Origin of the sequence: Marinobacterium sedimentorum (assembly GCF_024267675.1) — a bacterium.
GTDB classification, from domain to species: Bacteria; Pseudomonadota; Gammaproteobacteria; order Pseudomonadales; family Balneatricaceae; genus Marinobacterium_A; species Marinobacterium_A sedimentorum.
Genome location: NZ_JALDYX010000027.1, coordinates 26,940 through 40,469, shown reverse-complemented (window position 1 = coordinate 40,469; position 13,530 = coordinate 26,940). Strand labels below are relative to the sequence as shown.

General features: G+C 62.6%; 11 protein-coding genes. 7 read left to right on the top strand and 4 right to left on the bottom strand.

The genetic code is table 11. The features are described from left to right. The 4 genes from MRS74_RS18305 to MRS74_RS18290 are packed head-to-tail and all read right to left on the bottom strand — an operon-like array spanning position 1 to position 4,470. Complete coding sequence (locus MRS74_RS18305) at positions 1-1,212, bottom strand: thiolase family protein (protein ID WP_254581722.1); 1,212 nt, start codon at positions 1,210-1,212, stop codon at positions 1-3. Positions 1,213-1,231: 19 nt separating this feature from the next. Continuing rightward, positions 1,232-3,061: a long-chain-acyl-CoA synthetase gene (locus MRS74_RS18300; protein WP_254581721.1), complete on the bottom strand. Its 1,830-nt coding sequence runs from the start codon at positions 3,059-3,061 to the stop codon at positions 1,232-1,234. Positions 3,062-3,101: 40 nt separating this feature from the next. Next, positions 3,102-3,731: a nuclear transport factor 2 family protein gene (locus MRS74_RS18295; protein ID WP_254581720.1), complete on the bottom strand. Its 630-nt coding sequence runs from the start codon at positions 3,729-3,731 to the stop codon at positions 3,102-3,104. A 7-nt stretch (positions 3,732-3,738) separates the two neighbouring features. Beyond that, on the bottom strand, positions 3,739-4,470 hold the full coding sequence (locus MRS74_RS18290) for an SDR family NAD(P)-dependent oxidoreductase (RefSeq protein ID WP_254581719.1): 732 nt from the start codon (positions 4,468-4,470) through the stop codon (positions 3,739-3,741). A 154-nt stretch (positions 4,471-4,624) separates the two neighbouring features. Between MRS74_RS18290 and MRS74_RS18285 the strand changes: the two genes are divergently transcribed. The 7 genes from MRS74_RS18285 (at position 4,625) to MRS74_RS18255 (ending at position 13,500) form a co-directional block, all read left to right on the top strand. Further along, positions 4,625-5,539, top strand: coding sequence for an alpha/beta fold hydrolase (locus MRS74_RS18285; protein ID WP_254581718.1), 915 nt, complete (start codon positions 4,625-4,627; stop codon positions 5,537-5,539). 83 nt (positions 5,540-5,622) lie between these two features. Then, complete coding sequence (locus tag MRS74_RS18280) at positions 5,623-7,752, top strand: oxidoreductase (RefSeq protein ID WP_254581717.1); 2,130 nt, start codon at positions 5,623-5,625, stop codon at positions 7,750-7,752. A gap of 495 nt (positions 7,753-8,247) precedes the next feature. Beyond that, positions 8,248-9,222, top strand: coding sequence for an IclR family transcriptional regulator domain-containing protein (locus MRS74_RS18275; protein ID WP_254581716.1), 975 nt, complete (start codon positions 8,248-8,250; stop codon positions 9,220-9,222). A gap of 29 nt (positions 9,223-9,251) precedes the next feature. Then, complete coding sequence (locus MRS74_RS18270; RefSeq protein ID WP_254581715.1) at positions 9,252-10,421, top strand: acyl-CoA dehydrogenase family protein; 1,170 nt, start codon at positions 9,252-9,254, stop codon at positions 10,419-10,421. Positions 10,422-10,523: 102 nt separating this feature from the next. After that, positions 10,524-11,486, top strand: coding sequence for a Bug family tripartite tricarboxylate transporter substrate binding protein (locus MRS74_RS18265; protein ID WP_254581714.1), 963 nt, complete (start codon positions 10,524-10,526; stop codon positions 11,484-11,486). 11 nt (positions 11,487-11,497) lie between these two features. After that, entirely contained in the window at positions 11,498-11,950 is a 453-nt protein-coding gene (locus MRS74_RS18260) for a tripartite tricarboxylate transporter TctB family protein (protein ID WP_254581713.1), read from the top strand. Positions 11,951-11,988: 38 nt separating this feature from the next. Next, on the top strand, positions 11,989-13,500 hold the full coding sequence (locus tag MRS74_RS18255) for a tripartite tricarboxylate transporter permease (protein ID WP_254581712.1): 1,512 nt from the start codon (positions 11,989-11,991) through the stop codon (positions 13,498-13,500). The last annotated feature ends 30 nt before the right edge of the window (positions 13,501-13,530 follow it).

The window sequence follows — 13,530 nt, the reverse complement described above, 5'->3', positions numbered from 1 at the left end:
TTAGCCCCCCTGCAGAATCAATGCGCCCTGTTCACTCATCACGCCGCCGGTACCGGAGACGAACACCTGGTCACACCGCTTAAGCTGACGCGCGCCCGCATTGCCGGCAATCTGATCAAAGGCCTCGATCACCTGCGACATGCCGCCGGCACTGCCGGACTGCCCGAAACTGAGCTGGCCGCCATGGGTGTTGAGCGGAAAGTTGCCCTTCCAGGTCAGGTCGTTTTCGCGCACGAAGCGCATCCCCTCGCCCTTGGGGCAGAAACCGGCATCCTCCAGCGACAGCAGCACTGTGATGGTGTAGCAGTCGTAGATCTGTGCCGCGTCCATGTCGCCGGGCTTGACGCCGGCCATGGCGAAGGCTCGCCTGGCGGCTTCCGCCAGCGGCGTTACCGTCATGTCCTTGGCATAGGACGGCGACTTGAACGACAGCCGCTCGCCGAAGCCCTTGACGAAGGCCGGGCGGTTCCTGCTGCGCGCCGCCACCTCTTTCGAGGTCACGATCACCGCCGCGCCACCGGCCACCGGCATGACGATCTCCAGTACATGCAGCGGGTCCGCCACCATCTTGCTGCCCAGCACATCCTCGATACTCAGCGGCTTGCCGCAGAACATCGCCTCGGGGTTGTACTGCGCATTGGTGCGCTGATCGACGGCGATCTTCGCCATCGCCGCCTGATCGTAGCCATACTGCGCCGCGTAGCGCTGGGCGATCATGGCATAGCCGGTGTTCTGGCCCAGATGGCCGTAGGGCAGATCGAACTCGGCTTCCGGTGCCCCGAAGGCGGTACTGTGGCCACCAAAGCGCATGGCCTGCGCCATCCAGGCCGGGTCTTCGTTCGGGGCAAAGGGTGCCATGCGCATCGGAATCACGCACAGCACCGCCTCGCACAGGCCCAGTTCGATGGCCGCCGCGGCGCGCCAGATCATGCCCACCGAGGTGCAGCCGCCCAGGTCGACGACCTCGGCAAAGTTCACCTCAATGCCCAGGTACTCGGCGGCCATGGCCGGCACGAACACCGAGGCTTCGTGAAACTGCGGCCCGTTGATCACCAGGCCATCCAGGTCACTGGCCTTGAGGCCGGCATCCTCCAGCGCCCGGGCCGCCAGATCGGCGACCTGCTCCAGATGAAACATCTGCGGTGCGGTGGCGTATTTTTCCGGCTTGTACTGTGCCGCTCCAACGATCGCGGCCTCTCCTCTTAATCCCATATCATTCCCCCGGTCACTATCACTGATACTCAAAAGGCGGCAGCCCAGCCTCAGCCAGTACCTCGGCTGAATAGGGCCTGTAGCTAGCGACCCTGTCGTCACGCACAAAGAGCGGATCGGCGCAGTTCACCGGATCATAGCCCTGGCGCTGCAGATCCACCTTGCGCAGCTTGAAGGTGGAGGTCATGTCAGCCGCGGCACTGACCCGCACGAACAGCGGCGCGGCATAACGCGGTACCCGCTCATCGGTTAAAGCGTAGAAGGCATCGGGGTCGAAACAGTGCCCCGGCTGCATCACGATCGCGGCCATGCCGGCCCGCCCCTCGTGCCGGGGCACCTGCACGCCGTAGATATTGATCAGCTCGGCACCGCTGTAGTCCGCCAGCGCATTGGCCACCTCCTGGGTCGAGACGTTTTCGCTTTTCCAGCGGAAGGTATCCCCGATACGGTCGACAAAGTAGAAGTAACCCTCGTCGTCGTAGCGCAGCAGGTCACCGGAGCGCCAGTAGGCATCACCCTTAACGAACACATCACGCAGGATTTTCTGCTCGGATGCCTCCTTCGAGGTATAGCCCTCGAAACGTCCGCCACCGATCTCGGGATGATTGATGATCATGCCGATGCCCTCACCGACCTCGCCCGGGCCACACTGAATGCTGCGCCCCTGTGCATCGCGCAGATGGGTATCGGATTCGACATCGTAGCGGATCAGGCGGAAGTTGGTCCTGCTCCAGTCCGGCACCCGGCCGCAGGAGCCGATATGGTTATCAACATTGATCAGGTTGGTATTGGCCTCGGTGGAGCCCCACCCCTCGTAGATTTCCATTTCGCCAAAACGTTCGACCCAGCGACGCCAGGATTCGGCCGTCAGGCCTGCGCCCATCATACAGCGCAGCCGGTGCGCGCCGGGGTCACCATCCTGGTTCAGCAGATAGCGGCAAATCTCGCCGATATACTGGCAGACGGTCACGCCATGAGTCCCGACATCCTGCCAGAAGCGGCTGACACTGAACTTGCGCCGAATCAGAATAGCCGCCCCCGCCTTCAGGGCGGTCGATGTTACCGAGGTGGCGGCTGCACCGTGGTATAGCGGCAGGCAGCAGTAGAACACATCATCCGCCGTGGCGCCGATGGTCACCTCCATGACATCGCCCGAGCACAGCCAGCGCATGTGGCTGTAGATCGCCGCCTTGGGCAAACCGGTGGTGCCCGATGTAAAGATCAGCAGGGTCGGCGCTTCCGCGGTAATGCCTGCGCGCAGACCGGGGCCCAACGCCGTGCGCGGCGCCTGTTCGAGCTGTTCGGCAAAACAACTGTCGAGACAGCCAAGGTCCTGCGCCTGTGCCGGATTTTCGGCATCGGCCATAAGCCACAGAGGAACCGTCAGGCCCTGGGTCTGGGCAAAGTTGTGCGCACACTCTTCACCCACGATCACTGCCCGGGCCCTGGTCGCTTCGATGGCGTGCTCAAGCGCTCGGCCACTGACCTGGGTGTTGATAAAGGCAACCACCACACCGATCTTGGTCAGGCCGAACCAGGTATGGAAAAATGCCGGCCGGTTCTCCATGGCGAGGCCACAGACATCACCCGCCTTGAGACCCGACGCCAGTGCGGCGTGCGCCACCTGATTGGCGCGCGCATCAACCTCGGCGTAGCTCAAACGCTGATCGCCGTAAATCAGAAAGGTATGCCCGCCCTGGCTGGCGGCCTTTTCTTCCAGCCGGTCGGCCAGGGTGTAGTGATCCAGAGGCTTGATCAGCCCCGCCGCCCGGGCACGCAGGTCCAGCCGACGCTGGGTTTCCTCGCGCGTGACCGCGACCTGCGGCGAAGTGGACAATTGTGAACTCATGCGCTCATTCCTTATCTTTCGGTTGAGTTGTCGCAGACACTCAGCGCACCCGTATCCTGGGGGCCGGCGTGTCACCGCGCATGGTGACGAGAAACTGATCGATAGGCGTCGGCGCCGCCACTTCGGGCAGCACGGACGGATCGGGACGATGGTTCCAGAAGGATTTCCAGGATGGGAACAGGCCGTGGAAGGTGCCCTCATAGGGCTCGCGGCCCGGCCAGCGCATCTTCATGTCGCCGATGGGGGGCTTGTTCAGATCCGTCGCGTACCAGTAGCACGGCAGACGGCGCCGGAAGTACCAGCGGCCGTCTATGCGCTCATAGTCGTCCCAGTACAGCATCTGCATGATCACCCACTCGGCACCGGTTTCATGCTCGTTCTTGGAGTAGACGACGCCAATCGCATGGTCCGGGTCGACAAATTCGATGATGTGCTGGCCCAGATGGTGCGAGGTGCCGGTGAACTGATCGCGCAGCGTGCTATCGGCCCAGACCTTGAGGTGCTCGCGGCCGACCTTGTCACGGCCGACGCGGATATCCGGCGCGAACAGGCCGACGTGGGCGTCCAGATCGCGCATATCCAGCGACAGCGAGTACTTGCCCGCCAGCTGGCGGATGGCGTCGGTCGACTCCAGGCGGTCGATGCGCTGTTCCAGTGTTAATTCAGCCATATGCACCTCAGACAAAGACCATGCCGCCATTCACGGCAATGTTCTGGCCGGTGATGAAACCGGCATCCTCGCTGGCGAGGAAGGAGGCGACGCGGGCCACCTCTTCGGGCTCGCACATACGGCCCAGCGGAATGGCCTTGATCATCTGCCCCATCCAGTCGTCCGGGATACCCGCCATCATCGGCGTGTTCGTCGGCCCCGGCACCAAGGTGTTGACGCGGATGCCCTCGGGCGCCAGCTCGCGGGCCATGCTGCGGGTCAGGCCCATCACGCCTGCCTTGGACGCCACGTAATGACTGGGCCCTTCCCCGGAGTACACGGCGGAGCTGGACACATTGATCACCACCCCGCCGCCGTTTTCCTTCATCAGACGCGCACCCTCGCGACAGCACAGGAAAGTGCCGGTCAGGTTGACGTTGATGACGCGGGCCCAGTTCTCGTCCGGCGTATCCAGGAAGGCGTCTACAGAGCCGATGCCGGCATTGTTGATCAGCACATCCAGACGCCCGAAGACCTCCTTCACCTGCGCCATGGCCCCCCGGACCGATTCGCTGTTGGCGATGTCGCAGCCGATGGCGATCACTTCGCCCTCAGCCGACTCTGCGGTGGCCTGCGCCGCTGCCTGGTTGATATCCACCGCCACAACTTTGGCGCCCCGGGCGGCAAAGCACTGCACGACGGCGCGCCCCATGCCCTGCCCTGCACCGGTGACAAATACAACCTGGTCCTGATGTTTCATTTCTAACCCTCCCGTGCCTGGCGCGCAGGCTGTCCGGTTTTTGTTGTGTGACCATCTTCGATGAGCCACGCAAGGCCGGCATCGTCCATCAAGACTAATACTGAGCTCTGGTCTGAACGGACGATGCTCCTGGCGGCCTGGAATAGGAGGATTCATGCGAGATCATGTCATGGTGGCGGCCCGGTCGGGCGCGGCCATCCAGCACCCAGAATCCAGCACCCAGAACAAGGAGAAGAAAATGAATCAGCAGGACCTGTCACTCCCGGTCGGCCAGTACGCCGATCTGAACAACGGCATACGGCTGCATTATCTGGATGAGGGCACAGGCCCGGTGGTGATCTGGCTGCACGGCAGTGGCCCGGGCGCCAGTGGATACAGCAACTTCAAGACCAACTACCCGGCATTTGTCGAGGCCGGCTATCGCAACATCATCCTCGACCTGCCGGGCTTCGGCCGCTCGGACAAGCCCGATGATATCGAGTACCGCCTCGAGTTCTTTGTCGAATGCCTGAACCAGTTCCTCGAGACCACCGGTATCGAGCGCTGCACCCTGCTGGGCAACTCGCTGGGCGGCGCCATTGCGCTGGGGCAGGCGCTGGCCTATCCCGATACCGTCGAGCGGCTGATCCTGATGGCGCCGGGTGGCGTTGAGGAACGCGAAACCTACTTCCAGATGGAAGGCATCAAGCGCATGGTTGAGGTTTACAGCCAGGGCCCGATGGGCGTTGAGGAGATGCGCCAGATCATGCAGCTGCAGCTGTTTGATGCCTCCCAGCTCCAGGACAGCCTGCTGGCCGAACGCGCCGCCGTGGCGGCCACCCAGCCTGCCAACCTCTTTTCCACCATGCTGGTGCCCAACATGACCGAGCGCCTGGGCGAACTGCGCTGCCCGATTCTCGGTTTCTGGGGCAGCAACGACCGCTTCAACCCGCCGGCCGGCATGTTCAAGTTTCTGCAGCATGCGCCCCAGGCCCGCTTCCTGATGCTGAACCGCTGCGGCCACTGGGTGCAGGTCGAGCACACCGATCTGTTCAACCGCAGCTGCCTCGACTTTCTGCAGCGGGGCTAAGAGCCTGTTTACGATCTATTGCCTATCGATTGTAAACAGGCTCTAAGGCCTCATACTCTGACCAGACTCAGGAGACATGCCCTATGGCAGCCTATCCACATCTTCTTTCACCGGGGCGTATCGGCTCGCTGGAACTGCGCAACCGCATACTGATGGCGCCAATGGGCTCCAACTTTGCCGAAGCCGACGGCCAGTGCGGCGAGCGTATCCAGGCGTTCTACGAAGCCCGCGCCAAAGGCGGTGCCGGTTTGCTGACCATGGGGGTCGGCTCCATCGCCTACCCCGCCGGTACCGCCGAGCCCTACCAGGTCGGTATTTCATCCGATGACTTCATCCCCGGCCTCAAGCAGCTCACCGACCGCGTTCACAGGCACGGCGCCAAAATCGCCATCCAGCTGCAGCACGCCGGCAAGACCTCGGTGCGCGATCTCGCCGAGGGGCGCGAGCTCTGGGTGCCGTCGATGCCGCCAGCGGTCAAGACCGACCTGTTCGCATCACTGACTCAGTCCGAGCTCGGGCGCTTTATCAGCTCCTCCAAGGGGCGCGAAAAAAGCGGCGTGCGCATCCGCGTGATGGACAAGGCAGACATCGAACAGATGATCGAATGGTTCGCCGCCGCCGCCGAGCGCGCCCAGCGCGCCGGATTCGATGGCGTCGAGATTCACGCCGGCCACACCTACATCCTCGCCGGCTTCCTGTCGCCCTACTACAACCAGCGTGACGACGAATACGGCGGCCCGCTGGAAAACCGCGCCCGCATTCTGCTGGAGGTCATCCAGGCGATACGCGAGCGGGTGGGCCGGGACTTCCCGGTCTGGCTGCGCCTCGATGCGCTGGAACTGAAACTGCCCGGCGGCATCTGCCTGGAAGATGCCACCCGCACCGCACAGCTGGCCCAGCAGGCGGGTATCGATGCCGTCAGCGTGTCCGCCTACGCCAATATCACCAGCGGTGACGCCTTCACCGAAGCGCCCATCGTCCACAAGCCGGCCGGCTTTCTCGACTGGGCGGCGCATTTTCGCAAGCACCTGGACATCCCGGTTACCAGCGCAGGCCGGCTGGACCCGGACATTGCCGACAAGGCGATCCGCGACGGCAAGTGCGACTTCGTCGCCATGGGCCGCAAGCTGCTGGCAGACCCGGAACTGCCCAACAAGCTGATGGAAAACCGCGCCACCGATGTGCGCCCCTGCATCTACTGCTACGCCTGCGTCAGCCAGATCTTCATCAACGAGCGCGTGAAATGCGCCGTGAACCCCCAGACCGGCCATGAGTCCGAACTGCGGATCATCACCTCGGACCGGCCGCGCCATGTGCTGGTGATCGGTGGCGGCCCGGCGGGCCTGGAAGCGGCACGCATCAGTGCCCTGCGCGGCCACAGGGTCACCCTGGTCGAGCGCAGTGCGCGCCTGGGCGGTACGCTGTTTTTCGCCGCCCTCGCCTACCCCGAAAACGGCCCGCTGCTCGACTACCTGATCAAGCAGGTGCGGGAACTGCCGATCGAGGTACGCCTCAAGACCGACGCCGATGCGGCCCTGATCGATACACTCAAGCCCGACCAGGTGATCCTCGCGGTCGGCGCACGGCGCAGCAAGCCCGACCTCCCGGGTGCCGACCAGAAACACGTCTGGTCCGGCGACGAGCTGCGCCTGCTGATGACCGGTGAAGGCGCCGATATCGCCAAACAGAAGCTCAGCGTTACCCAGCGCCTGATGATGAAGTCCGGCTCGCTGGTCGGCGCCACCAACAGCACTGAAGCCATCCAGAGCCTGTCCAAGCTGTGGATGCCACTGGGCAAGAAGGTCACCATCATCGGCGGTGGTCTGGTGGGGCTGGAGCTGGCGGAGTTTCTGGTCGAGCGCGGCCGTGAAGTGCAGGTGCTGGAACCGGGTCCGGACCTGGGTGCGGAGCTTGCGATCGTGCGCCGCTGGCGGGTGCTGCATAATCTTGGGGAGCACAGCGTCGCGATCGAGAAAAATGCCCGCATCACGGACATTGGCAAAAAGAGCGTCCGTTACACGGACGCCGAGGGCAACAGCCACGAGGTGGCCGCCGACTCGGTGGTGCTGGCCACCGGTGCCGAAACCAACCACGACCTCGCCGACCGCCTCGCGGCCAGCGGAGTAGCGGTGGTCAATATCGGTGACGGCAACGACGTCGCCTACATCGAAGGGGCCCTGCGCTCCGCCATGCAGGCCGCAATCGCCGTCTAACCATCCAACGGCGCCCTCAAATGGAGCCCGCCCGGGCTCCGTTATGCTTCACCGCTCAAAAGGCTGCCCTTAAAAAGCGGGCCATTCACAGGCTTGCCAAGCCGCGCAGGTTCCAATTCAGCAGACCGCGTCACTTCCCCTTGTAAACCTTATACGCCATCAGTGTCCCCATCACGCTTCTAAGCGTTCATGCTCCGGAACAGACTTGCCGCCAGATGCTGATGTGCGCCTGTGGTGCTGATGCATCGCCGGGTACCGAATGCCGGCGCAGGAACCCGGCCCGCCTGTCGGACTCCCCCTCGTTCTGCCCTCCTCGCTTGAGCTAGTTCGATCTGAATACCCGGGATCCGGATACCGCTGAATCGCGCAGAAGGCGTCTTGATCGGGGTGTAAATCACCTATTTTTCCTATAATAGGAAAAATTTACAAAAATCGGAAAAACACCTTTGACCCCATTTGGCGCCAGAGGGAAGATCACGTTCAGAGGACAACAATATGACCAACAAAGACAACTATCAGCTCAAGACACTCGGACGCGGACTGGAAGTACTGGCCTTGCTGAAGTCCGCATCGGCGGGCATGACGCTGTCGGAGCTGTCCCGTCAACTCGGTGAGCCGACCACGGTCATTTTTCGCATTCTGAAAACCCTGGAGGCCTGCGGACAGATTCGTCAGGACCTGACCGGCAAGACCTATGGCGCCCTGATGCAGCCGCAGGATGACAGTGCCGCAGTACTGCGTGCCGTCGTGACCCTGCGAACCCTGGGCGATATTTACCCTGGGAGTCTGTCGACGGTTGAACTGGCCAGTCAGTCTGGCTGTCAGGCGCTGGATCTGGCAGGTCAGCTGCAGGCACTGTGCAGCGAGGGCGTGATCGAGGAATCGCGCGATGGCTACTGGCGTTTGGCCCATGGCTGCCTGGCGCTGGCGTCACCGCTGATCGCACAGGACGATCTGGCAGCGAATCTGCAACCGTTGATGGAAACCCTGCGGCGCGAAACCCGCGAGACGGTCCTGCTTTATCGTATCAGTGGCGAGCGCCAGACGGTGGTGGTGTCGCTGCCAAGCCCCCAGCCCATTCGTTACGTCCTGGGCGTCGGCAGTTCTTTCCCGTTATACCTCGGTGCAGCGGGCAAGGTTGCGCTGGCCTACATGCCGGCAGCCGATGCCCGCCGCTATCTGGATCAGGCCGACCTGGTGCCCAATACGGATTACGTGCCTGAGGCGAGCAGCATCCAACCGATGCTCAACCGAATTCGTCACGATGGCTACGCCATTAGCATGGGTGAACGCGTCGAGGGCGCCGCCGGTGTTGCAGTACCCATTTGCGGGCCCCAGGGGCAGCTTGTAGCCGCCATCAGTATCGTTTTGCCGGCGTTTCGTACCGACCGTGCGCAGTTGGAAAAGATGGCAACGCAGTTGCGTCGCACTCTGGCCGATGCCGGTTATCGGGCTGATGCCGGCAGTTAGCCATGCGTCAAAGTTCAGAGGAGACAACCATGATTTGTGATGAACAGCGTCAGCAGGACTTGCTTGCCGATGTACGTGACTGGGTGCGCACTGTGGCGATTCCCAACGAAGATCGGGTGGCGCGCGATGCTGCGATACCGGCGGAACTCGTCGAGGACATGCGCCGGCGTGGTTTTTTTGGCTGGAGTATTCCAGCGGCCTATGGCGGTCGCGGGCTGACCACCGAGGAGCTGATACAGGCGGCACTGGAATTGTCACAGTGTTCGGTGGCTTTCCGGGCAAGGGTCGGCACCAACACCGGCATCGGTTCAGAAGCACTGGTCGCCGATGGCACCGAGGCGCAAAAGAGCGCCTATCTGCCGAAACTGGCATCGGGCGAATGGACCGGCTGTTTTGCGCTGACCGAAAAGGAAGCCGGGTCCGACGCCACGGCATTGCAGACTTCGGCTGTTCGCGATGGCGACAGTTACGTGCTCAACGGGGCCAAGTGCTTTATTACCAATGCACCCATTGCCGACCTGTTTACGGTGCTTGCCCGCACCAACCCGAATGATCCGAGTCACCGGGGCATCAGTGCCTTTCTGGTGGAGCGCGGTACACCCGGGCTGAGCACGGGCGAGCCCTACCAGATGATGGGCCAGGCCGGATCGCCAGTCTCCGAGGTCTATTTTGAAAACTGCAGGGTACCGGCGGCCAACCTGATCGGTGATGTTGAAGGTCAGGGCTTTCGTACCGCCATGAAGGTGCTGAACAAGCAGCGTCTTCATCTGGCGGCACTGTGCACCGGGCCAGCCATCCGCATGCTGGATGAGGCGATCACGCACGCCGTGCAAAGGCGCCAGTTCGGTGAACGCCTGGCGGACTTTCAACTGGTGCAGGCCATGCTTGCCGACAGCGAAACCGAAATCCAGGCGGCGCGGGCACTGATCCTTGAAACAGCGCGCAAGCGTGACCGCGGCGAGGATGTCTCCAAGGAGGCGTCAATCTGCAAATACTTCGCATCGGAAATGTGCGGGCGCGTGGCGGATCGGGCGGTGCAGGTATTTGGTGGGTCCGGTTATGTCGCCAACTACAGCTGCATCGAGCGTCTGTATCGCGATGTCCGGCTGTTTCGCCTCTACGAGGGAACCAGTCAGATGCATCAGATCAATATTGCCAAACATCTTTTGCGCAGCGCCGAAGCAAGCAGCGCCGCCTGAGTACATCTAGCCCCGGCGGTTGCAGGGGCTGTGCAGTGCCGGGAGCCATCAAGCCCCCGGCCAGGATAGATAATCCCATAACAACAATATCGGAGTGATCCAATGATCAATACAACCTTCAAACGAAGCCTTCGCACGCTGATCGCCGGGTTGGTGCTGAGCGCCACCGCGACACTGGCCCAGGCCGAGAGCTACCCCTCAAGACCGATGACCATGGTCATCCCCTTTCCAGCCGGCGGCGTGACCGACACCCTGGGCCGGGCCACCGCAAGGCAGCTGGGCGAGGTGCTGGGGGCCAATGTCGTCGTTACCAACAAGCAGGGCGGAGCCGGCACCATCGGTATGGCGCAGATTGCCAAGTCCAAGGCCGATGGCTACACCGTTGCGGTGGTACCGGCGGCGCCGCTGGTGAACCAGCCAAACCTGCGTCGACTGCCCTATGATGCGGATTCGTTTGACTACATCTGCCAGCTGTTCAGCAGCCCGCTGGTGCTGGCGACCAAACCGGATTCGCCGTTCAGGACGCTGAATGAGGTGGTCGACTATGCCCGGGCGCATCCCGGTGAACTGTCCTATGGCACACCGGGGCCGGGCACATTGCCGCATCTGGCAATGGAACAGTTACTGGATGTGCTTGATCTGCAGCTGCGCCATGTGCCCTTTACGGGTGACGCGCCGGGTGTCACGGCGCTGATGGGCGGGCATATCGATCTCTACCTGGCAACGGGAACCGTAGTGTCTGAGAAAGAGCTGCCCGCGGTCGCTGCATTTGCCGATAGCCGTATCGAGGGACTGCCGGATCTGGCTACCGCCACCGAGCAGGGCTATGAGCTGAACGCCGATCTGTGGGGTGGCCTGATTGCGCCCAGGGGGCTGGCGCCGGAACACAAGGCCCGCCTGGCAGAGGCCTGTCATACGGTGGCCGTTAGCGAAGCCTTCAGGGCGCAGCTCAAATCGCTGGGGACCAATGTCGCTTACCGTGACGCGGAGGCCTTCCAGGACTATGTGCACACAATGTCGGCGACCAATGCCCGGCTAATCAATAAGCTGGGCCTGGCCCAGTAAGGGTGGCGGCCATGAAAAGATTCATTGACCTCTGGATAGGCGCAGTAGTGCTGCTACTGGCGGCACTGCTCTATACCACGGGCCTGCCGAAAACGGATGGCATGGCGACGTCTATCGCCATGAATCCGGCCTGGTATCCCTGGCTGTTGCTGGTAATGGCAATGATCTGCGGGCTGGGGCTGATCGCCTCGGCACTGCTGAGCCGCACCGGCAGCAGCAATGTATCGGCGGGAGTGAGACCCGCACGCATGGGCGCAGGCCTGCTGGCCATCTGCCTTTACGTGGCCGGTTTCTGGTTTGTCGGCTACTGGGCAGCAACGCTGCTGTTTATCCCGGCGCTGAGCTGGGGCCTGGGCCATCGCAAGCCCGTTGAGGTGGCATTGGTGACACTGATCGTCACGTCACTGGTCTGGCTGGTGTTCACCCAGCTGCTGCACATTCCGCTGCGGGACTGGCCCTTTTAAGGTCGGCACTGGCACGTCGATAACCTGTAGGAGGTCCTATGGATAGCTTAATTACCGCGCTTATGATGCTGGCGACGCCGGCAGCGCTGATGGCGGTCATGGGGGGCACCCTGTTCGGAATCCTGGTCGGGGCCTTGCCTGGCCTGGGTTCGGTACTGGGCATCACCGTCATCCTGCCCTTTACCTATATGCTGGATCAGACCACCAGTATCGCCCTGCTGCTGGGCACTTATTGCGGTTCCGTTTACGGTGGCAGCATTTCCGCCATCCTGATCAATACACCGGGCACGCCGCAGTCCGCGGCAACGGTGCTGGATGGCTATCCCATGGCCCGTAGCGGCCGTCCGGCCCTGGCCCTGGGTTGGGCGACGGTCGCTTCTACCTTCGGTGGCCTTCTGGCCTGCGGCATCCTGATTGTGGCGGCGCCTGCGCTGGCGCGCTTTGGTTTGCGTTTTGGCCCGATAGAGTATTTTGCCCTGGGGCTGTTTGCACTGAGCTGTATCGTTTCGGTGGCCCGGGAAAGTCTGCTCAAGGGGTTGCTGGCCGGCCTGTTCGGCCTCTTTCTGGCGACCGTGGGTCAGGATCCCGTGACCGGCGCCATGCGCTTTGACTATGGTTCTTTCGAGCTGAGCGCCGGTATTTCCCTGGTGCCCTTGCTGGTGGGGCTGTTCGCGGTATCGGAAGTGCTCTGGCGTATTGCCGGCCCCGCCGAACCCGGGGGCGCCAGCATCATGAAAGCCGGGTTTGAGTTGCCGGGTTTTGGCGAACTACGGCTGCGGTTCTGGCTGATGGTCAAATCCTCCCTGATTGGTACCGGCATCGGTACGCTGCCGGGTATCGGTGCCACGGCAGCCTCCCTGGTCAGCTATGCCGAAGCCAAGCGCACGTCGCCACGAAAGGAAGGCTTCGGTCGCGGCGAGCCCGACGGCATAGTGGCGTCGGAATCTGCCAACAATGCGGTCACGGCCGGCGCCCTGGTGCCGACGCTGTCCCTGGGGGTTCCTGGTGATCCGGTGACGGCGGTGATGCTGGGGGCGCTGACGATCCAGAACATCACGCCGGGTCCACGCCTGTTCAGTGAGAACGGCGACCTGGTGACCTACCTGTTCCTGGCGCTGATTGCCGTCAACCTGGCGATGTTCGTTCTGGGGGCCTTGCTGGCGCCCGCGTTCAGCCGGCTGCTGAAACTGCCCGAACCGCTCTTGATGGCGTCGGTGGTGGTGCTGGTGACCGTCGGCACCTATTCGGTTAACAGCAGCGCCTTCGATCTGGGCATCGTACTGCTGGCCGGACTGGCGGGATTTGTTCTGCGCTGGTTGGCGTTCCCGCTGGCACCGGTCGTTATCGGCTTCGTGCTGAGCCCGATGATTGAAGGCAGTCTGCGCCAGGGCATGATCTTGACCGGTGACAATTTCTGGGCTTTTGGCGCCAGTCCTATTGCGGCGGTGCTGTTCCTGCTGACCGGACTGTTTCTGCTCTGGCCACTCTATGGCTGGTGGCGCGGCCGCCGGCGCAGCGGCACCCATGGTCACCCGGTCTCGGGCGACTAACGACGGTCAGAAGCGCCAATACCGGCACTG

Coding starts and splice junctions, on each gene's coding strand:
- MRS74_RS18270 (WP_254581715.1), top strand. CDS start 9,252: ATGATTTGTGATGAACAGCGTCAGCAGGACTTGCTTGCCGATGTACGT.
- MRS74_RS18295 (WP_254581720.1), bottom strand. CDS start 3,731: ATGGCTGAATTAACACTGGAACAGCGCATCGACCGCCTGGAGTCGACC.
- MRS74_RS18285 (WP_254581718.1), top strand. CDS start 4,625: ATGCGAGATCATGTCATGGTGGCGGCCCGGTCGGGCGCGGCCATCCAG.
- MRS74_RS18275 (WP_254581716.1), top strand. CDS start 8,248: ATGACCAACAAAGACAACTATCAGCTCAAGACACTCGGACGCGGACTG.
- MRS74_RS18260 (WP_254581713.1), top strand. CDS start 11,498: ATGAAAAGATTCATTGACCTCTGGATAGGCGCAGTAGTGCTGCTACTG.
- MRS74_RS18280 (WP_254581717.1), top strand. CDS start 5,623: ATGGCAGCCTATCCACATCTTCTTTCACCGGGGCGTATCGGCTCGCTG.
- MRS74_RS18305 (WP_254581722.1), bottom strand. CDS start 1,212: ATGGGATTAAGAGGAGAGGCCGCGATCGTTGGAGCGGCACAGTACAAG.
- MRS74_RS18300 (WP_254581721.1), bottom strand. CDS start 3,061: ATGAGTTCACAATTGTCCACTTCGCCGCAGGTCGCGGTCACGCGCGAG.
- MRS74_RS18290 (WP_254581719.1), bottom strand. CDS start 4,470: ATGAAACATCAGGACCAGGTTGTATTTGTCACCGGTGCAGGGCAGGGC.
- MRS74_RS18265 (WP_254581714.1), top strand. CDS start 10,524: ATGATCAATACAACCTTCAAACGAAGCCTTCGCACGCTGATCGCCGGG.
- MRS74_RS18255 (WP_254581712.1), top strand. CDS start 11,989: ATGGATAGCTTAATTACCGCGCTTATGATGCTGGCGACGCCGGCAGCG.